This window comes from Halorubellus salinus, from assembly GCF_020567525.1.
In the GTDB taxonomy this organism is placed as follows: domain Archaea; phylum Halobacteriota; class Halobacteria; order Halobacteriales; family Natrialbaceae; genus Halorubellus; species Halorubellus salinus.
Genome location: NZ_JAJCVI010000003.1, coordinates 299729 through 320014, shown reverse-complemented (window position 1 = coordinate 320014; position 20286 = coordinate 299729). Strand labels below are relative to the sequence as shown.

The following is a 20286-nucleotide window of genomic DNA, read 5'->3' as shown; positions in this document are numbered from 1 at the left end:
ACCGGACGGGACCGGCTCGGGGCACCGCGTCTCGTCAGTACGAGTACGTGTCGACGGTGTTACCTGCGTCGTCGGTGAGCGTCGCGGTGTCGCCGGCGTTGTTCCAGACCGCGGACTCGTACCCCCAGTAGAGGTCGGTGCTCGTGTCCGTCCCCTTCCCGGTGTGGATCGTCACGCTCGCGCTCGCGTCGAGCGTGAACCCGTCGGGGAACTCGTACGTGTAGCCGGCGGCGTCCGAGAGCGACCAGCCGGTCGTGTCCACCGCGCTGGTCGAGCCGTTCTCGACGACGACGTACTCGTCGTTCAGCGTCGCACCGTCCTCGCTGACGTTCGTGATCGTCATCCCGTCGACCGTCGACCCGCCGTCGTCGGTGTCGTCGAACCCGTCGCCGTCGTACGTGACGGAGAGGACCGTCGAGCCGGCGTCGTCGACGAGCGTCACCGTGTCGCCGGTGTTGTTCCAGACGCCGCCGCTCTCGCCCCAGTACAGGTCGGTGCTCGTGTCCGTGCCGCTCCCGGTGTGGAGCGTGACCTGCGCGCCGGCGTCGAGCGAGAACTCCGAGAACACGTACGTGTTCCCGGCGGCGTCGCTGACCTCGTAGTTCGTCACGTCGACCGCGGCGTCGCCGACGTTCTCGAACACGACGTACTCGTCGTTGAGGTTCTCGCTCTCGGTGCCTTCTGCGTCCGCGTGCACCTGCACGAGCTCGACGTCGCCAGTGCCGGTGGTGCCGCCGTCGGTCTCGAGCGCGGAGAACAGCGGGAACGAGGCGTCGAAGCGCGTCGTCGTCGGCACGGTCGCGTCGTCGTTGACGTTGTTCGTGCCGTCCTCGACCTGGTCGTCGCTCAGTCGGAGGTCGCTGCCGAGCGCGCTCGCGACGTCGTGGAGGTTCGAGCGCGCGGTCGCAGTCGTCTCGCTTCCGCCGACGAGGACGACCGCACCGCCGTCGGCCGCGAACGACGAGAGCACGTCGAGTTCCGTCGACGTGAACGCCTGCGGCGGGGAACTGACGACGACGGCTTTCGCGTCCGCGAGGTTCGTGCTCGTGACGTCGTTCACCTGGTCGTAGTCGGTGTCGACGCCCTCGAGGAACCGCTGGAAGTACGCGGTCTCCTCCGCGGAGAGCGCGTAGTCCGCGGAGAACTGGCCGTGCCCGCCGTCGACGACGACCTTCCCCGAGCGCGAGCCGAGGTAGTTCGCGAGGTTCGCGGCGAACACGAAGTTCTCGAACGTGCTCGTGTCGACCGCGTAGTCCTCGGCCTGCTCGTACGATTCGTCGACGAGTGGCGCGCCGACGAGCCCGACGTTGTTCGGTTCGTCGAGGCCCACGAGCGGGACGTCGCCGTAGGACACCGACGGACTCCCCGTCTGGGTCGCCTCGCTCTCGGCGACCACCGGGACGCGACTCGGGTCGATGGCGCCGCTACTGGTGCGGACGCTCGCCGCGGTCGGGAAGAACAGGTCGTCCGCATCGCGGTTCCGGATGGGGTCGGAGGCGTCGGGGTCGCTCGCCCCCCAGACGTTCACGCCGTCGGCCTGCGCCTGCGATTCGGCGCTCATGAACGAGTCGTGCTTGCTGAACGACGACGAGTACACGCGAGCGTACCCGTTCGCGACCGTCCGCCGGTTGTAGAACTCGCTGCGCGTGCCGTCGCCGGTCCCGTCGTAGTAGATGTACGCGAGCAAGCGGTCGAACTGGTCGAAGATACCGGGTTCCGCGTCGTCGAACGCGATCTCGACGGTCTTCCCGGAGAGCTCGCCCTGCGCCCAGTCGGTCGCGTTCGCACCCCAGTCCGCGAGGTACGTGAGCGATTCGAGGCCCTCCCACTCCTGGGTGCGCTCGTACTGCTGGTACTGCTCCTTCTCGGGCGTGTCCATCCCGAGGACGCGGATGTTCTCCCGGCGGCCGCTGTCGAACTCGACGTCGACGGTGTCGCCGTCGGTGACGTCCTTCACGTCGACGACGTGGGACGCGTTCGGGTCGATCTCCATGCCCGTGCGGTCCGCGAAGAAGTCGAACGTCGTGTCGAACCGCGTCGTCTGCACGCGGTAGGAGGTGCCGTTCGTGTTCGATTCGGTGTCGAGCACCTGGTCGTCGTTGAAGCGGAACGCGAGGTCGAGGCCGTTCGCGAGGTCGTTGAGGTTCCCGGTCTCGTCGAAGTTCGAGTAGTCGGCGGTGTCGTGCACGAACGCGACGCCGCCGTCGTCGACGAAGCCCTTGAGTGCCGATTGCTCGCTCGCCGTGAACGCCGCCGAGGGGCTGGTGATCCAGACGGCATCGGCGGTCGAGAGGTCGTCGGCGAGCGTCGAGGTTGCCGAGACCGCGTAGTTCGCCTGGGTCTCGGCGTAGTTCGCCATGTTCGAGAACGTCGTGAGGGTGTCGTACTGGTCGTGGCCCTCGTCGTAGAGGACGGTCCCGGAGCCGCCGAGGTACGCGTCCCAGACGTTCAGGAGGAACTCCTCGTTCCCGCTCTCGAAGTTCGCGTCGTCGCTGACGAGTTCCGCGCCGAACCCGACGACTGCGCCGCCGCCGGCGCGCTCGTCGACGGCGACGAGCGGGACGTCCGTCGACCCGTAGTCGACGGCGTCGCCGTTCGAGTCGTCGTCGACGTTGAACGCGGACGTCTCCGCTTTGACGGCGATGCGCGCGTCGTCCGTGAGGCGGTCGCGGTTCGCGTCGAGGAGGCTCGCCGACGAGTCGAACTCCAGGAAGTCGACCGTGCCCGACGCGGCCTGTGCCTGCTGACTACCGAGTGCCCCTGTCAGCCCGAGTGTGGTTGCAGTGCCCGATAGCGACGCCAGGAAGGTACGTCGTCGCATATCGTGAAGCCGGAGTCCGGGATTAAAATACTTGGTAATTACTTTTGGTAGTTCAACGTAGTCAAGGTAGGGCCGCCTGACCACTCGAGAGGATTAAATGCGTGCGAGCGGTTGCCGTGCCTCGGCCGATCTCCGACCCGGCACGATCCTCGCTCGACCGACACCCGGCACGATCCTCGCTCGACCGACACCCGGCATGGTCCTCGGTTCCGGCGGCCGACCGCCGTAAGTCAGGCCTCGCGGACGACGCTCGACGTCAGCTCTTGGACGGTTCCCGTGGTCGACCACGCGGGCGTGTCGACGCGAAGTCGCGTCTCCGCGGTGACGTCGACGAACTTGCAGTGGAGCGCGAACGACCCGTCGGCGCCGACGTTCGTCGATTCGAGCTGGTCGGAGTCGACCGGCGTCACCCACGCGTTCTCGCCGGCGTGCTTCGCGTGGACCTCGCCGCGGACGACGAACTCGCTGATACCCCCGTCGTTCCCGGTGACGGGATAGCCCCGGTCGGTCCACTCGAAGAACCCCTCGTCGATGACGTAGACGTTCTCGAAGCCGGCGTTGACGAGCTGGCTCGCGCGGATCGACGAGAGGTGATGCGGGCACCCGCAGTAGCAGACGATGCGGTCCTGCTTCCCCCAGCGCTTGGTCGGGTCGTCGCTGTCGCGGAAGCGTTCGGCGGCGGAACTGAACACGGCACCGTCGATGTGACTGTTCTCGTACTGGTCGGGGCCGCGCGCGTCGGCGAACCGGGCGCGCCGGTACGCCCACCAGAGGTGCGCGTCGTCCACGGGCAGCAGCGGCACGTCGACGCCGCCTTCGCGGACGGTGTCGAGCGAGCTCGTGTCGACCTCGCGGTCCTCGGGCTTGGAGTCGACCGCGTCGGGGTAGCCGTCGACGTCCGCGGGCAGGTCCGAGACCGTCCCCGGCGAGGAGGACTCGCCGCCGTCGTCGTTCGTCCCGCTGGTCGACTCGCCACCCAGACCGAACTGACCGCCGAGGCACCCGGCCAGGCCCGCGAGCGACCCCGCGGCCGCCGTTGCGAATGTGCGTCGCTTCATATCTTCGCCTAGGAATCCGCGTGAAAAGAGGATTCTGGTACGCAGACCGAACGGTTCGAGCGCTGACGGCCAGCGACCCACCCCACCACGTCCGGAGTTCTCCCGGCCACCACGTCCGGATTTCTCCCAGCCACCACGTCCGGAGTTCTCCCAGTCGGTCGACGCGACCCAGGGAGGCGATCAATCGGGGTCCGCGAGCGCGTCGTCGTCGACGTCCCGGACCGCGTCGTATCCCGTGAGGGCGAGCGAGAGGTCGAGGTCCGCGCGGACGTTCGAGACGACCGCGCGGACGCCGTCTTCGCCGTCGAGCGCGAGCCCGTAGCAGTACGGTCGGCCGAGGAGGACGGCGTCCGCGCCGAGCGCGAGTGCGACGAGCGCGTCCGCGCCACGGCGAATCCCGGAGTCGAACAGGACCGCGGCGTCTGGGTCCTCGTCGTGGACGGCGTCCGCGACCGCGGGGAGTTGGTCGAGGGCGGCGACGGCGTCGTCGACCTGGCGGCCGCCGTGGTTCGAGACGACGACGCCCGACGCCCCCGCGGCGACGCACCGGCGCGCGTCCTCGGGGTGGAGGACGCCCTTGCAGACGACGGGGAGCTCGGTGCGGTCGAACAGCCAGTCGAGGTCCTCGAACGTCAGGCTCGGGTCCGCGAAGACGTCGACGAACTCGCGAGCGGCCTCCCTGGGGTTCGCCTCGGGGTCGGCGTCGAGGCGGTCGCGAAACGCGGGGTCAGTCGTGTAGTTCGCGATTCCCTTCCCGTCGAGGAACGGGAGGTAGCCACCCTGGAGGTCGCGTTCGCGCCACCCGAGGTGTGGCGTGTCGAGCGTGAGGCAGATGGCGTCGTAGCCCGCGTCCTCGGCGCGGTCGACGAGCGACGCCGTGACGGCCTGGTCCTTCGACCAGTACAACTGGAACCAGTTCGGCGGGCCGTCGTCGCTGTCGGCGTCGAGTTCCGCGGCGATGTCCTCGAGGGACTCGCTCGATTGCGTGGACGTGACGTAGGGGACGTCCTCGGCGGCGGCGGCGCGGGCGCTCGCGAGGTCGCCGTCGTCGTGCATCACGCCCTGGACGCCGATGGGCGCGAGCGCGAACGGCACCGGCCACGTGTCACCGAGGACGTCGACCCGGAGGTCGCGTTCGCTCGTGTCCCGGAGGACGCGTGGCACGAGGCGGTGGTCGTCGAACGCGCGGCGGTTCGCTCGCTTCGTGGACTCGCCGCCGGCGCCGCCAGCGACGTACGCGTACGCCTCGTCGCTCATCGCGTCCTCCGCAGCGGCCTTCAGGTCCGCGTAGGCGACCGGGACCGACGGCGTCTCGCCGGTCAGCATCCCCGTCGTGAACACCTCCGTCTGTCGGTACCGACCGTACGGCGTCGACGGCCGGAAGTCGTCGTCGCTCATGGGTCCGCCCTCGCACCCGAGCGTGTTGGAAGTTGGCATGCCGGCAGCGTGCCGGGTGTCGTTTTCATTCCGTAGGAATCACCGCCCCTTCGTTTATATACCGGATGCATAGAACGTAGTAGGTGAAACAGGATGTACCAGGACTCGGCCACCAGCACTCGGACGCCCCAGACCCAGCAGACGCAGTCGACCGAACGCGAAGAGAGCCCGCTCCCTGACGTTCCCTTCATGGGGATCGCCGCGTTCCTCGGGTTCCTCGTGCTCGTGCTCATCGCGGCGGCCGCGTACAGCCTCGCGTCGAGCCTCGAGGCGTTCGCGGTCGACGCACAGCTCTGGGCGCCCGCAGTGTTCATGCTCCTGGTCGCAGGCCTGTTCTGGGGCATCGACCGCTACCAGCCCCGCACGCACACCCGCTGAACGTCCAGTACACGCACGCAGACCCGCTGGAAGACCGGTACCTGCACGCGGACTCGCCGAAGGACCAGGGTCTCGAATCGAACGCCACGGACCGCATTTCTCCGACAGCCGTCTTCTCCACAGAGCGCCCGTAGCGGCCGCGCCGAGTCAGCCGAGGACGATAGGCCAGAGCGTGTACCCGAGGACGAGCGCGAGTGCGGTGGCGAGGACGACGACGACGACGTCGAGGAGGACGCCCGCGCGGAGCATGTGCTCGCGTTCGACGTACCCGGCGCCGTAGACGATGGCGTTCGGTGGCGTGGCGACGGGGAGCGCGAACCCGTAGCTCGCGGCGACGGCGCCGGTGACGGCGAAGAGGACGGCGGCGAGCTGGTTCGTGGTGCCGAGCGCGCTCGCGTACGTCGGCCCGACCTCGACGAGGAGCGGTGCGAGGATGGCGGCCATCGCGGTGTTCGACGCGAGTTCGCCGACGAGGACGACGAGCGCGACGACGGTCAGGAGGACGACGACGATGCCGGCGTCGCCGAGCGCCACGAGGGTGACGTCTGCGAGCCACGCGGTCGCGTTCGTGTCCTTGAGCGCGTTCGCGAGCGAGATGCCGCCACCGAGGAGGAGGAGCGTCCCCCAGTCGACGTCGAGGAGGTCGTCGAACTCGTTCGCGCCGGTGATGACGAGCGCCGGGATGGCGAGGACGCCCACGAGGACGTAGAAGAGGACGCCTTCGTGGCCGCTGGTGCCGAGGGCGTTCGCGCCGTCGCCGCCGAAGACGGTGACGTACCATTCGGTCGGGAGGACGCCGGCGAACGCGAAGTCGAAGCCACCGAGCAGCCAGAGGCCGGCGGTGACGGCGAACACGGCGACGGTGCGTTTCGCGGCCGGTGAGAGCGAGCCGAGTTCCGCGCGGTGCTCGCGAGCGTTCTCGCGAGCGGTGGAGACGTCGTAGGGCTCGGGCGGGTAGACGACGTACGTGAGGAGCGCCCACGCGACGGGGAGCGTGACCGCGACCATCGGCAGGCCGATGGCGAGCCAGTCGACGAACGATATCTCGACGCCGACGAGGTCGTCGAGCTGGCCGACGACGATGGCGTTCGGTGGCGTGCCGACGAGCGTGCCGACGCCGCCGAGGCTCGCGGCGTACGCGACGCCGAGGAGCATCGCGATCTGGAGGTTCGACGCGGTCGCGTCCGGGTCGGCGTCGGCGGCGTCGGCGGTCGTGAGGTCGGTGACGCTGTCGACGATCCCGAGGACGATGGGGACCATCATCGCGACCGTGGCGGTGTTGGAGACGACCATCGAGAGGAGTGCGGTCGCGACCATGACGCCGCCGACGAGGCCGCGCGCGCTCGACCCGAAGCGGACGAGGACGACGAGTGCGACCCGCCGGTCGATGCCGTGGGCCTGGAGGGCTTCGGCGAGCACGAACCCGGCGAGGAGCAGGAAGACGACGGGGTCCGCGAATCCGGCGACGGACTGCGCAAAAGAGGGGTAGACGCCGAGGATGGTGAGCGAGACCGGGACGAGGAGCGCGGTGAGGGCGAGCGGGAGTGCGCCCGTCACCCAGAGCACGGCGGCGAACGCCATCGTCGCGAGCGCGTACTGGCCGGCGACCGTCAGGCCGTCGGGGGTCGGGATGCCGGCGACGACGACGGTCGCGAGGACGGCGGCGACGAGGGAGAGCGTGCGAGTACGCGAGAGCGACACCAGTGATTCCTCCGAGCGAGCCGTCGAACGCGTCCGTCTTCAGCGTATCCCTCGCCGGGGACGCTCGCTTCGAGCGGCCGCGAACGGCGTCGTCGACGGGCGGCTCCAATGCACACTCGACGTGCGACGCCGACGCACACTGGACGAGCCACTCCAACGGTCACTCGACGGGCGACGACGCGTTCAGACGACGAACGACGGAAGGTAGAGGAGGAGACAGACGACGGCCGCTCGACGGTCGATGCCTTCGCGCCAGTAGAACAGCGCGAGGACGGCGATGGAGACGACGACCATGTAGACGAGCGACGGCCAGAGCGCGCCGATGTCGTCGACGACGACGTCGAAGAACACGGCACCGATTCCAAGGGAGAACACGGGGTCCGTGATGTTGCTCCCGAGGATCGCGCCGACGCTGATGCCGCCACGTCCCTCGTGTGCGGCGATCCCCGCGACGACGATCTCGGGGAGCGTCGTACCGAGCCCGGTCAGCAGTCCGACGAGGTACTCGGGGATGCCGACGAGTCGAGCGAGCGCGACGCCGTTGGTCACCATCACCTGGCCGCCGACGGCGACGAGCGCGAGCCCGACGAGGATGAGTGGGATGGCTTCGCGGGGTGGCTTGCGGTCCTCGACGACCTCCTCGGCAATCTCCTCGCCGCCCTCGTTCGTGTAGAGGACGTAGACGAACTGGACGTACGCGAGCATCATCAGGAAGCCCTCCGAGCGCCCGACGACGCCGTCGTCGAGCGCGAGGAGCATCACGATCATCGCGAGCAGCATCGCGCTCCCGTACACGAGGACGTTCCGGCGGTCGGCGACGAACGGGGCGACGGACGCGACGACGGCGATGGCGAGCGTTATCTGGGCGGTCTCCGACCCGACGATGTTCCCGACGACGAGGTCGCCGGCGCCGTAGTAGGACGCGTAGACGCTCGTCACCATCTCCGGGACGCTCGTGCCGACGGAAATGAGCGTGACGCCGATGAAGAACTGGCTGACGCCGTAGTAGAGCGCGAGGTCCGCGGCGGCGGTGACGGCCCGGTTCGCGCCGGCGACGAGCGCTGCCAACCCCACGACGAAGAGGATGGCTTCGAGGTACACGGTCCCTGGTTCGTCCGACGGGAGCGTAAAGTTGGGGCGTGAGTGCTCCGGCCCGCGGTCTCGTCGACCGTGAGGCGGTGGGTCGACGGTCGCGAGCGCGGTGACGGTCAGTCGACGGTCGCGAGCGCGGTGACGGCGACGAGGTAGACGACGGTGGCGGCGTCGTAGGCGACGGTCGCGAGTGCGCCGCCGCTTGCGCCGGCGACGGCGACGGTCGCGCCGGTTCCGCCGGCGAGCGCGAGGAGGCCGGAGACGCCAGCGGCGACGCACCCGACGCAGGTCACCGGGCCGAGAACGGCGGCGGCGAGCCCGCGGGTCGCTCGCGTGAGCGCGACGTAGGTGAGGTACGCGAGGGCGACGTACCCGACGAGGACGAACGGGACGACGCTCCCGCCTAGGGGTCCGAGCATGAACGTCACGATGGGCGCCCACCCGGGGAGGCCGTCGGCGAAGACCGAGAGCGAGTACATCCACTCGGGCATCACGTAGACCGTCCCGGTGAACCAGAGGAGGAGTCCGAGGTACGCGGTGGCGACGCCGCCGGCGAGCGCGCGACGGCGCACGCTCCCGACGGCTCGTGGGGCGCGGGAGACGGCGGCGGCGCCGACGACGAGCCACACGACGGGATAGAACGCGTACCGTGGTTTCGTCACGGCGACGTCCGCGAGGACCGCGTACCCGAGGATCGCGAGGAGGAGGACGACCGCGAGCGCGAGCCACGGCGTCGACGCGGCGAGCGCGGTCCCGGCACGGTCGAGGGCGCGGTCGGCGCGGGTCGTGGCCTCCTCGGTCACGCGGCGCTCACCTCCGAGTGGTCGACCGGCGCGGCGTCGCCGTCGTCGCGGGTCGCGGCCGCGGCGTCGTCGGTCTCGTCGTCGAGCTCCCAGTCGCGGCGCGTGTTCGCGACGACCAGCAGGCTGCTCGCGGTCATCGCGACCGCGGCGACGAGCGGGTTCAGGAGGCCGGCGACGGCGACGGGGATGGCGACCGCGTTGTAGAGGAACGCCCACGCGAGGTTCCCGCGAACCCGGTCGTGGGCGGTGGTCGCGAGGTCGAAGGTCGTGCTGACGGACGCGAGGTCGTCGTCGACGACGACCGCGTCGGCGGCGTCGGCGGCGAGCGCGGTCCCGGACCCCATCGCGACGCCGACGTCGGCCGCGGCGAGCGCGCCCGCGTCGTTGGAGCCGTCGCCGACCATCGCCACCGGGCCGTCGGCCGCGAGCGTCCGGACGACCTGCGTCTTCGACTCCGGGCGGACGTCCGCGTACACCTCGCTGACGGCGTCGTGGCGCTCGAACCGGGAGGCGGCGGCGGCGTCGTCGCCGGTGAGGACGACGACGTCGCGGCCGTCGGCAGCGAGTCGCTCGCAGGCGCGTTCCCAGCCGGGACGCGGGTCGTCGTGGACGACGACGAGCCCGACCGCCTCGTCGCCGCGAACGACGAACACGGGGAGCGCGCCGTCGCCGCGGGCCGCGTCGCCCGCGTCGGCGAGCGCGGCGGGGACCGCGACGTCGTGTTCGGCGAGCAGGTCGCGGTTCCCGACGAGCACCTGCTCCCCGTCGACGCGACCAGCCACGCCACGTCCAGGGTGGCGTTCGACGCTCGACGCCGTCGGAATGGCGTCCAGGGCCGCGAGTTCCCCGGCACGGTCGACGATGGCCTCCGCGGCAGGGTGGTCGGCGTACGTCTCCAGGGCCGCGGCCGACGCGAGCACGTCGGTTTCGGTCGCGTCGTCGGTCGCGACGACGTGGTCGGCGGTCATCTCACCGGTCGTGAGCGTCCCGGTCTTGTCGAAGACGACGGTGTCGACGTCCGGGGCGCGCTCGAAGACGCTCGCGTCGCGGACGACGACGCCGCGGTCCAGGCCGCGCGAGACCGCCGACGCGACCGCGAGCGGCGTCGCGAGCCCGAGTGCGCACGGACACGAGACGACGAGGACGGCGAGGCCGGTGAGGAGTGCGGTGGCGACGTCGCCGGTCGCGACGAGCCAGTACGCGGTCGCGAGCACGGCGGCGGTGACGACGAGCGGGACGAACACGGCCGCGAGCTTGTCCGCGAGCCGCTGGGCGCCCGAGCGCGACGCGGCGAGGTTCCACGTCGTCTCGACGAGTCGGTCGAGCGTGCTCGCGGTGTCGTGGTCCGGTTCGAGCACGACGCCGCCGTCGACGACCGTCGAGCCGCCGACGACGCGGTCGCCCGGCGACTTCGCGACGGGTTTGGATTCGCCCGTGAGCAGGGACTCGTCGACCGCGGCCTCGCCCTCGACGACCGTCCCATCGAGCGGCACGCGGTCGCTCTGGCCGACGACGACCGCGTCGTCCGCGTCGACCGCGTCGACCGGCACGATTTCGGTCGAGCCGTCCTCGCGGCGGACCGTCGCCTCGGTGACGCGTTCCTCGGCGAGTTCCCCGACGCGGTCGGCGGCGCGGTCGGTGGCGCGCCGTTCGAGGTAGTTCCCGATGGAGACGACGAGGACGATGGCGACCGTGACGTCGAAGTACACCTCGGTGCGGCCGACGAGGAGCGCCGCCGTCGAGTACACGTACGCGTTCACCGCGGCGAGGGAGACGAGGAGGTCCATGTTCGGTTTCCCGGCGGCGAAACTGACGTACGCGCCCCGGAGGATGGGATAGCCGGTGTACGCGAGGACGATGGTCGCCATCACCCAGACGTTCGCGAGCAGGTACCAGCCAGCGCTCCCGCCGACGTCGAGGAAGGAGACGTCCCAGCCGAGGTAGTCCGGGTAGAGGAAGAGGACGTACCAGAGCATCGTCATCATCCCGAAGAACCCGCCGACGATGAGGCGGCCGCTGGAGCGCTCGACGTCGTCCGCGTCGTCCATCCCGCGAGCGCGGTAGCCGTACCCGGTCAGGCGGTCGGGGAGCGCGTCCGCCGCGAGCGCGGTCGAGTCGTACGCGACGCGGACGAGCCGCGAGCCGTAGGACGCGTCCGCGGCGGCGACGCCGGGTTCGCGCTCGGCGACGCCCTCGACGAACGTCTCGCACGTCGTGCAGTGCATGCCGTCGACGCGCAGGTACGCCTCCGCGTCCGCTTCCGCATCCGCCATCGCGTCAGCCCCAGCACCCCCCACCGCGTCCGCTGTTCCGTCAGCGTCCGCTTCGGGTGCAGCGGCCCCATCGAGCGCACTCGCGACGTCCCCGGAGTCGACGGGCCCGTCGACGGCGACGTCGCCAACGGTCTCGTGCACCTGCTTGCAGCCCCCGCAGCAGTACGTTCCGTCCGGACCCGAAACGGGCGCGTCGGGGACGTCCAGCCCGCAGAGCGTACAGGTCTCCGCGTCGCCGACGGGAGGCGGGGTCTCGCTCACGGCATCACCCACGGGTGCAGCGGATGCATCGGGACGTCGACGCCGAGCGCGGCGAGCCCGGACAGGAGCGGCATCGTCCCGAGCGCGACCATGAGGACGCCGAGGACGCGGTGGAGTTGCTGGCGACGGGACGCACCGATGGAGCCCAGGGCCGCGCCGTACGCGAACACGAGCGGGAACGTCCCGAGCCCGAGCGCCGCGAGCGCGAGCCCGCCGCGCGTCGGCGACCCCGTCGCGAACGCGTACGCGAACGCCGGATACAGTATCGGGCACGGGAGCGCGGCGTGGGCCGCACCGAGGACCGCGACCCTCGGGCCGCGCACCCACTCGTCGAGCCGCTCCGCGCTCGCCCCCACGACCCGCTGGAAGATACCCGTGGACGGCACGTGCCCGCGGACTTGCCGGCCGAGCACGTACCACGCGCCGACGGCGACTACCGCCGCGCCCGCGAGCACGCCGACGACGCCGCGCGCCGCCTCGCCGACGACCGCGACGCCACCGGCGACCACGAACCCCCCGAGGAGGCCGAGCGTCGCACCGACCGCGGCGTACGCGACCGTCCGCCCCGCGTTGAACAGGAACTGCTGGCGGACCGCGAACCACGAGACGTCCTCGCGGTCACCGACCCGGTCGGCGTACAGCGTCACGACGGGGCCACACATCCCCAGGCAGTGCACGCTCCCGAGCAGTCCGAACGCGAAGAACCCGACGAGCTCCAGCGACGGCAGCGAGGCCATCACCGCTCAGTGATTTGCCGCTCTCGGGTCCTGCTCGCTCCCGTCGAACAGGTACCAGAAGAACACGCCGATGACGGTGATACACGCGAACGTTCCCAGCGCGAGCCACTCCCCAGTTATCAGGTACGCTGCCGCCGGAACCGCGGCTGCCAGCGCTATCAGCGCCGCCATGTATCCAGGCCGAATGTTCATACGGGGCCTAGCCATCCGAACCACCAAAAACCCAACCCCGTTCCCAGGCCGTGAGAATCCAGGGACAACGTTATATTCTACGGCTCAAACAGTGGGTCCGTGATGGACTATTCGGACCTGAGTTACGTGGAGGTGGGACGCAGATGAGTACGGAGACAGCGGGCGAAGACGACGAACACTTCGACCCGATCGGTACGGCAACTCTCATCGGCATCTACATGGCTATCGTCGTCCTGATGTGGATCTTCACGTACTTCATCGAGTTCCTCGGTCGTGGACTGACAATCGTGGGGTGACCAAGACGTGCACATTCACCGCTTCGAGAAGGTATGGCTCGCGCTCGCGCTCGTATTCATCCTCGGGCTCATCTCGACTATCGCGTACGGCGCCGTCGGCCCCGGCATCGAGATGATAGACGCGGAAGGCGGCACGGTCGACCCGCAGAACCTCGACGAGACGGAGTTCGCGGACCCCGGCGTCGAGCAGGTCGGCGAGGACGAGTACGAGGTGTACGTCGTCGCGAAGCAGTTCTCGTTCGAGCCGGGGACGCCAGCGAACGGCGTCATCCGCGTGCCCGCGAACTCCGAGGTGACGTTCTACGTGACGAGTCAGGACGTCGTCCACGGGTTCGAGGTCGTCGGCACGAACCTGAACACGATGGCGATCCCGGGCCAGGTCAGCAAGATGACCGTCGAGTTCGGTGACGCGGCGACGTACGGCATCGTCTGCAACGAGTACTGCGGCGCCGCCCATCACGCGATGGAGGGCCGGATCGTCGTCGTCCCCGAATCCGAGTACGAAGGCCCCGGTGCGACGAACGCGACCAGCGGGAACGAGACCACGACGAACGCGTCCGTCGCAGCGGCCCAGCAGGTAGCCGGCAGCGCCACGGAGGTGACGGCATGAGTACCGAACGTATCGAGGGCGAACTCGGCGCGTTCCGCGACGAGTACCCGGACGCGGCGAACGTCGTCCGGAAGCTGTTCGCGGTGTCGTTCGCGGCACTCGGCATCGGCGGCCTCTTCGGGCTCATACAGGCGCTCCACCGCACCGGCGTCTTCCGGTTCATCCCGTCGAAGGACTACTACACGGTCCTGACGGGGCACGGCGTCCTGCTCGCGCTCGTGTTCACCATCTTCTTCCTCTGCGGGATATTCACGTGGTCGATCGTCGACAGTCTCGAACGGCCACTCGAGAGCGTGACGTTCACGAAGACGTGGGTGGCGATCATGAGCACCGGGTCGACGATGGCGGGCGTCGCCATCCTCGCCGGGTTCGTCGGCGAGATACCGTTCCAGGCCGACGTCCTGTTCACGTTCTACCCGCCGCTTCAAGCGCACCCCATCTTCTACATCGGCCTGGCGCTGTTCATCATCGGGACGTGGCTCGCCGGCATCGACTGGTTCCGCACGTACTGGAACTGGCGCGGCGACAATCCCGGTCAGTCGCCGCCGCTCCGGACGTTCATGGTCCTCATGACGATGCTGATGTGGTACCTGAGTACGCTCGGCGTCGCCGTCGAGGTCGTGTTCTTCCTCATCCCGTGGTCGCTCGGCCTCATCCAGGCGGTCGACCCGCTCCTCATGCGGACGCTGTTCTGGTACTTCGGGCACCCCGTCGTGTACTTCTGGCTGATGCCCGCGTACCTCATCTGGTACACCATCCTCCCGAAGCTCGCCGGCGGACGCCTGTTCAGTGACCCGCTCGCGCGCATCGTGTTCGTGCTCTTCCTGGTGCTATCCACCCCGGTCGGGTTCCACCACCAGTACATGGACCCCGGCATCCCCGAGGGCTTCAAGTTCCTCGCGATGTCGAACACGATGTTCCTCCTGCTCCCGAGTCTCCTGACGGCGTTCACGGTCGTCGCGAGCATGGAGTACGGCGCCCGGCGGAACGGCGGCACGGGCTACCTGTCGTGGCTCCGTAACCTCCCGTGGGGCGAGCCAGCGTTCGCCGCGATGGCGCTCGCCGGGCTGATGTTCGCCGCCGGCGGGTTCAGTGGGATGGTGAACGCCGGGATGAACGTGAACTACCTCGTGCACAACACGCTCTGGGTGCCGGGGCACTTCCACCTCACCGTCGGCACCGCGGTCGCGCTCACGTTCATGGGCGTCACGTACTGGCTGTGGCCCCAGCTCACGGGGAAGCGCCTCCAGCATCGGACGCTCGCGACCATCCAGCCGTACCTGTGGTTCGTCGGGATGACGCTCATGTCGAACGCGATGCACCGCGGCGGTCTCGCGGGCATCCCGCGTCGGACCGCGGAACCGCAGTACGAGAACTTCGAGTTCGAGGCGCTGTTCGGGACCATCGGCGAGATCCGCTGGCAGATCGCGCTCGGCGGCATCCTGCTGACGCTCTCGCTCACGCTGTTCCTCATCGTGGTCGTCGGAACGTGGCTCGTCGACCGGAGCGCCATCGCGGTCGACGGCGACCTCCCGCCGGCGCTCTCCGGACCGGAGGAGGCACCGCGTGCCATCAACAATCTCCGCCTGTGGCTCGTCATCGCGGTGGTGCTCGTCGCGCTCGCGTACGGCCCGCCGCTGTACACGATGATCCAGGACGGCCTGTTCTATCCGGGACAGCCGCCCCAGCCGACGGCGCTCGAACCGCTCTGGGAGGTGCTGCTGTGAGCGAGGACGCACTCGAACGGTCGACCGAGGACGCAGGCTCCGAGCCGCGGGACCCACGGACCGACGGCGGCCAGCCCGTGCAGGCGGGCCAGATGACGGGCGACCGCCGGAAGTACCTGAAGTACCTGATCGCGCTCGCGGTCGGCATCCCGGTAGCGCTCGAAGCCGGGACGTTCTTCGGGCTGCTGCAGGGACAGGTCGGCGACGAGAAAGGGCTGTCCGTCGGCGAGGACCTGCTCGCGGAGACCGCTCGCCCGGAGACCGTCGACACGCTCGCGGTCGCGGACGGGACGTTCGAGCTGTCGGTGACCGTCGAGAACACGGGCGACGTCGACTACGGCGTCTCGATATCCGAGGTCAAGCTCTCGAACGGGGAGGCCCTCAGCGATGGCGCGTCGGTCGGCCCCATCGCCCCCGGCGAGACCGGGACGCTCGCCGGCGAGTGGTCGCTCCCGGACGGCGCGACGCCGACCGCGCTCGTCGTCACCGCGCGCGAGTACGGCGACGGGACCGCCGAGGTCGTCGCCGCCAGCACCGTCGAACTGGCGTTCGACGACTAGCGGCGCGGGCGACGTCGTCGCCGACGCTTCCGAGTCAGTCCTCTTCGAGGCTCGGGTGCGTCTCCTGTGCGTCGGGGTGCGGTTCGGCGAATCGTTCGCGCATCACGTCCAGCGACTGTTGCTCGCGGTCCGCGCGCTCGCGGTCGTCTACCTCCTCGCAGCCCGGTGGGAGGTCGCGACCACGGTCGGTGAAGTAGCCGTCGGGCGCGACCCAGTCGTGGTAGAACGGTCGGTCGTCGTCCTCGAGTATCGTCACGCCGACCTCGGCGCCGTGGCCGGCGCAGACGACTGCCTGATGGGGTTTCTCGGCGAGGCGCCCGGCGGCGTAGAGGCCGTCGACGCCGGTGCGGCCGCGCTCGTCGGTGTCGACGAACGCCTTCCCGCGGTCGATGACGTCGACGCCGTCGACGTCGTCGAGGTACCCGACCTCGTTCTTCGTCGCCGCGACGACGTACTGCGACCGGTAGCGCTCGCCAGCGTCCGTCTCGACGGTGAACCCGTCCTCGGTGTCGGTGACGCGCTCGACGGTTCCAGTGACGTGCTCGGCACCCGCCTCGGTCGCCTGCTCCTCCAGCAGGTCGAGGAGTTGGCGGGCGTTCACGCCCGCGGGGAACCCCGGGAAGTTCTCCAGGTGCGCGTTCCGCCGGAGGATGGACTCGCCCGAATCGACGACGAGCGTGTCCAGCCCGTGGCGAGCGGTGAACGTCGCCGCGGAGAGCCCCGCGACGCCACCGCCGACGACGACCACGTCCCTCGGGACCGTACTCGACATCGCTCAGTTCTCCCCCGTGACGATGTCCGCAACGCGGCTCCGGTCGAACAGCTCGCCGCTGTACGTGTCCGGGAAGTAGAGCTTCGCGTACCGCTCGGTGAGGAAGAGGTTGTGGAGCGGCCCCGAGTAGATGGGGCCGCCGCGGAACACCATGTCGTTCTGGACCGCGGTCAGCTCGGACGCCGTCCCGTGGTCCTTCATGAACGCCAGGACGGTGTTCTCGAACTCCTCGCGGCTCTTGCCCTCGTGGCCGCGGACGAGGATGGAGTCCGGGTCGACCTCGAGCATCGTCTCGTAGTCGATCTGGCCGCGGTCGGTCGTCGACAGGCCCTCGATGCCGGTGCCGGCGAGCGCGTCCGTGAGCCCGAGGTCGTGGAAGTGCTTCTTGTTCGTGCCCTGGTCGCTCACGCGGTACGGGTAGAACGCCTCCGGTTCGTCGCCGGCCGCGAACGTGAGGAGCGCGTTCGGGCGGCTGTCCGCGCCGGGGAGCTTCGCCTGGACGTCGGCGATGAACTCGTCGTGGAGCGACTTGAGCGCCTGGAACGTCTCTTCCTCCTGGTGGACCTGCGCGACCTTCTCGAACGCGCCGTAGAGGTCGTAGTACCGGTAGTCGTGCCAGCCATCGGTCCGGCGGAAGACCGTGTTCCCGACGAACGGCGCGACGTTGTCCGTGAGTTCGTCGACGTCGCTCTCGTTCAGGCCGAAGAAGCTGTTGTTGACGAGCCACTGCGGGTCGATGAGGTGGACGTCGGCGTCGAGTTCGTAGAAGGTCTCCTTGTCGATGCCGCTGTCGCCGTTCAATTTCGTGATCGAGTCCGTGTCGACGCTCACGCCGACGAGTTCGTCGTAGTGACTCGTGTGGAACCGCGAGGGGAGCCCCATCGAGAGGATGGTGTCCGATTTCCCGAGCGCGACCGCCATGTCGGCGTAGTCCGGGAAGTAGTGCGTGACAGCTTCGGGGGGCGCGTCGAACTCGACCTCGCCGACGGGCGCCATCTCGACGGTGTAGGAGTCGTCGCCGGCCGTCGTGGTCGCCTGGCTGTCGGTCGCGGACTCGCCGTCCGGCGCGTCCCCGGTCGTCTCGGGTTCGGACTGACTGGCACAGCCCGCGAGCAGGCTGGCGCCGAGGACGCCCGTGCCGTACTTCACGAGGTCTCGTCGGGTCGATGTCCCGCGATTGGTGGAGTCTTCTTCCATACGTTTTAGGCCAGCCTAACAACTCATAAGGCCTTCGGATTATTAGGCAGGCCTAAATTCGGAGTTCATGCAACGAGCTCGCACCGGTGAAAGTATGCGTTACGCCGGGGAGGACGGTACGAACGAGCGTCGGATCGTTGCCGGCCAGAGACGCGGAATCACGAAGTGACGGCAGCCCGAACCACGGGAGGTCGCGTTCAGTGCGGGGCGCCACATCGAGGACACATCGGCGGTCCGTCTTCGGGTAGTTCGAGCCCGCACGCCGGACACGCCTCGTCGCTGTCGGGCGACGTCATCGCCTCGACCGCGTCCGCCGTTCCCTCGCGGACCGACTCGACGGACCCGACCCCGTCCGGCGTCGGCGCGGCAGCAATCCCGTCGTCGAGCCGAGCCCGGAGGAAGGCGAGGCGCTCGGATAGGAATCCGGGCACGTCGTCGTCTCCCGGCGGCGCGAAGTCGTCTGCATGGACGTCAACGGTCTCCTCGGCGTCCGTCGCCGCGTACAGCCCGAGCGCTTCGGCCGCGCGACCCCTGACGTAGAGGTCCTCGTCGGTCGCGCGCTCGGCGAGCGCGGGCACCGCGGGCGCGAGGCGCTCGGGGTGCTCGCAGCCGACGACGACGAGCGCCGTACAGAGGTGGTACCGGACGAGTTCGCGTTCGTCGTCGAGGTGCTCGGCGAGCGACGCGACCTGCTGCTTGAGTCGACTCGGGTCGCCGAGCGCGACGTACGCGAGCGCTTTCGCCAGCTTCTCCCGGACCTCGGGTTCGTCGAACGACAGGCCGACGCGGAACTCCGCCAGCGTCTCCGGGTCGCTCACCGCCTCCGGGTGGTCGAGCCCGACGTACCCGAGCGCCTCCGCGCACCGCGCTCGAACGTAGTAGAACTCGTCGTCGTCGCTCACCCGTGCAGCGAGCGATTCCACCACGGGACGAACGACCGCCGGGGCCTCACTCGCGAGCGCGACGAACGCCTTCGCGGTCGTGAGCCTGACCGCTCGCGCCTCGTCCGTCAGGAACGCCGCGAGCGGGTCAGCGAGCGCCTCGAAGCCACCGGGGTTGGCAGTCGCCACGTCTCGGAGCTCCTGGAGTGCTCGCTTCCGCGTCGCCTCGTCCTCGTCCAGGAGCGCCGACAGACGTGCACTCGCCGCGTCGAGGTCCCCCGCTTTCAGGAGGTCGGTCACGTTGGCGGTCGACGGCGTCTCGTCGGGACCAGTCATCGGCGTTCTCGAATCGACCAACCAGTGCGCTCGACAAATACGTACGTGGTCGACGCTCGCAGGCGACCGCGTCACCTCCCCCACCCAGCATCGGGGTGTGGAACCGCTAGGGTCTTATCGGTCGCGGGAGTGCGTTGGGGTATGCTGGATGCGTTCTCGCACGCGAAGGGCGCGCACTGCGGGTCGACGTCGCTGCACGACGTCGCGACGTACGGCGCGTGGGACCTCCCCGAACCGGTGTGTTTCGGTATCGGTGGCGGCCTCGGGTTCAGTTACTACGAGCGCAATCGGTCGCCGAGCCGCGAGTTCGTCGGGCGGACGCCGTGGCTGGAGTCCGCGTTCTTCGATCACCTCGGGGTCGACGTGGACGAAGGGCGGGGCGACGACGCCGAGACCGCGTTCGCGGACCTGCGAGCGTACGTCGACGGCGGGCGTCCCGTCGTCGCGTTCGTCGACATCTTCTACCTGCCGTACTTCGACTCGGACGTGCACTTCAGTCCGCACGTGGTGGTCGTCGTGGACGCCGACGAGGACGGCGTCTCGATCGCGGACAGCGAGTTCGGCGACCTCCAGCGGGTGTCGCGCGAGGACTTCGACGCGGCGTGGAGCAGCGACGTCGGGTTCTTCGGGCCACTGGACCGACGGCGGATGGTCGCTCGCGGTGAACCGGACGCGACGAAGGCCGCGGCGATGCGCGCCGGCATCCGCGCGACCGCCGACGGCTTGCTCTCGCCGGACGACGCGTACGACGGCATCCCGGACGCCGGCGACGGCGCGAACGGCCTCGACGGGATGCGCGCGATGGCCCGAGAGCTCCCGGAGTGGTCGTCGCTCGAGGACGCCGACTGGTGTACGCGGTTCGCGTACCAGAACGTCGAGAAGCGCGGTACGGGCGGGGCGGCGTTCCGCGGCCTGTTCCGGCCGTTCCTCGAGACCGCGAGCGACGTCGTCGACGGCGTCACGGACGGGGACGTCGAGGCGATGCGCGACGTCGAGGACCAGTGGCACGCCGTCGGCGACGCCCTGAAGCGCGCCGGGCTCGCGGACGACTCGAGCGAGGCACGGGCCGCGTACGAGGACGCCAGCGACCGACTCCTCGCGGTCGCCGACGACGAGGAAGCGCTGTTCTCGGGACTGCTCGAACGCGTCTGAAC

At 69.6% G+C, this 20286-nt stretch carries 18 protein-coding genes; 6 read left to right on the top strand and 12 right to left on the bottom strand.

Annotated elements, in window-relative coordinates:
* Positions 1–34: 34 nt before the first annotated feature.
* From LI336_RS09855 to LI336_RS09845, 3 genes are all read right to left on the bottom strand, one after another.
* Positions 35–2821, bottom strand: coding sequence for a lamin tail domain-containing protein (locus LI336_RS09855; protein ID WP_227132957.1), 2787 nt, complete (start codon positions 2819–2821; stop codon positions 35–37).
* 230 nt (positions 2822–3051) lie between these two features.
* On the bottom strand, positions 3052–3879 hold the full coding sequence (locus tag LI336_RS09850; protein WP_227132956.1) for a rhodanese-like domain-containing protein: 828 nt from the start codon (positions 3877–3879) through the stop codon (positions 3052–3054).
* 180 nt (positions 3880–4059) lie between these two features.
* The gene (locus LI336_RS09845; RefSeq protein ID WP_227132955.1) at positions 4060–5277 is read right to left on the bottom strand and encodes an alpha-hydroxy-acid oxidizing protein; all 1218 of its coding nucleotides are present in this window, start codon (positions 5275–5277) and stop codon (positions 4060–4062) included.
* A 132-nt stretch (positions 5278–5409) separates the two neighbouring features.
* Between LI336_RS09845 and LI336_RS09840 the strand changes: the two genes are divergently transcribed.
* Positions 5410–5694 carry a hypothetical protein gene (locus LI336_RS09840; protein ID WP_227132954.1) on the top strand — a complete coding sequence of 95 codons (285 nt, stop codon included), beginning with the start codon at positions 5410–5412 and terminating at the stop codon, positions 5692–5694.
* A 147-nt stretch (positions 5695–5841) separates the two neighbouring features.
* Here the strand turns inward: LI336_RS09840 and LI336_RS09835 are convergent, their stop codons facing one another.
* From LI336_RS09835 to LI336_RS09810, 6 genes are all read right to left on the bottom strand, one after another.
* Positions 5842–7395, bottom strand: a complete 1554-nt coding sequence (locus tag LI336_RS09835; RefSeq protein ID WP_227132953.1) for an SLC13 family permease — start codon at positions 7393–7395, stop codon at positions 5842–5844.
* A gap of 183 nt (positions 7396–7578) precedes the next feature.
* Entirely contained in the window at positions 7579–8496 is a 918-nt protein-coding gene (locus tag LI336_RS09830; protein ID WP_227132952.1) for a sodium:calcium antiporter, read from the bottom strand.
* A gap of 107 nt (positions 8497–8603) precedes the next feature.
* Entirely contained in the window at positions 8604–9290 is a 687-nt protein-coding gene (locus LI336_RS09825) for a DUF7546 family protein (protein ID WP_227132951.1), read from the bottom strand.
* Positions 9287–11824 carry a heavy metal translocating P-type ATPase gene (locus LI336_RS09820; RefSeq protein ID WP_227132950.1) on the bottom strand — a complete coding sequence of 846 codons (2538 nt, stop codon included), beginning with the start codon at positions 11822–11824 and terminating at the stop codon, positions 9287–9289. The genes LI336_RS09825 and LI336_RS09820 overlap by 4 nt, the downstream gene beginning before the upstream one ends.
* Entirely contained in the window at positions 11821–12561 is a 741-nt protein-coding gene (locus LI336_RS09815) for a sulfite exporter TauE/SafE family protein (protein ID WP_227132949.1), read from the bottom strand. Before LI336_RS09815 ends, LI336_RS09820 begins: the two co-directional genes overlap by 4 nt.
* A 6-nt stretch (positions 12562–12567) precedes the next feature.
* Positions 12568–12753, bottom strand: a complete 186-nt coding sequence (locus LI336_RS09810) for a hypothetical protein (RefSeq protein ID WP_227132948.1) — start codon at positions 12751–12753, stop codon at positions 12568–12570.
* A gap of 143 nt (positions 12754–12896) precedes the next feature.
* Here LI336_RS09810 and LI336_RS09805 point away from each other — a divergent pair, with 143 nt between their 5' ends.
* From LI336_RS09805 to LI336_RS09790, 4 genes are read left to right on the top strand one after another with little or no spacing between them, the layout of a single operon-like run.
* A complete protein-coding gene (locus LI336_RS09805; RefSeq protein ID WP_227132947.1) occupies positions 12897–13049 on the top strand; it encodes a cytochrome oxidase in 153 nt (50 codons plus the stop codon).
* A gap of 7 nt (positions 13050–13056) precedes the next feature.
* A complete protein-coding gene (locus LI336_RS09800; RefSeq protein WP_227132946.1) occupies positions 13057–13659 on the top strand; it encodes a cytochrome c oxidase subunit II in 603 nt (200 codons plus the stop codon).
* Positions 13656–15386 (top strand): b(o/a)3-type cytochrome-c oxidase subunit 1, encoded by a 1731-nt coding sequence (locus LI336_RS09795; protein WP_227132945.1) that lies wholly within the window; start codon positions 13656–13658, stop codon positions 15384–15386. The genes LI336_RS09800 and LI336_RS09795 overlap by 4 nt, the downstream gene beginning before the upstream one ends.
* Complete coding sequence (locus tag LI336_RS09790; RefSeq protein ID WP_227132944.1) at positions 15383–15946, top strand: COG1361 family protein; 564 nt, start codon at positions 15383–15385, stop codon at positions 15944–15946. Before LI336_RS09795 ends, LI336_RS09790 begins: the two co-directional genes overlap by 4 nt.
* 34 nt (positions 15947–15980) lie before the next feature.
* On the opposite strand, the gene LI336_RS09785 is transcribed toward LI336_RS09790, so the two are convergent.
* The 3 genes from LI336_RS09785 to LI336_RS09775 form a co-directional block, all read right to left on the bottom strand.
* Positions 15981–16718: an NAD(P)/FAD-dependent oxidoreductase gene (locus tag LI336_RS09785; protein ID WP_227132943.1), complete on the bottom strand. Its 738-nt coding sequence runs from the start codon at positions 16716–16718 to the stop codon at positions 15981–15983.
* Between the two features lie 3 nt (positions 16719–16721).
* Positions 16722–17915: an ABC transporter substrate-binding protein gene (locus LI336_RS09780; RefSeq protein ID WP_227132942.1), complete on the bottom strand. Its 1194-nt coding sequence runs from the start codon at positions 17913–17915 to the stop codon at positions 16722–16724.
* Between the two features lie 197 nt (positions 17916–18112).
* Positions 18113–19132, bottom strand: coding sequence for a HEAT repeat domain-containing protein (locus tag LI336_RS09775; protein WP_227132941.1), 1020 nt, complete (start codon positions 19130–19132; stop codon positions 18113–18115).
* A 141-nt stretch (positions 19133–19273) separates the two neighbouring features.
* Here LI336_RS09775 and LI336_RS09770 point away from each other — a divergent pair, with 141 nt between their 5' ends.
* Positions 19274–20284, top strand: a complete 1011-nt coding sequence (locus LI336_RS09770) for a BtrH N-terminal domain-containing protein (RefSeq protein WP_227132940.1) — start codon at positions 19274–19276, stop codon at positions 20282–20284.
* Positions 20285–20286: the final 2 nt, after the last annotated feature.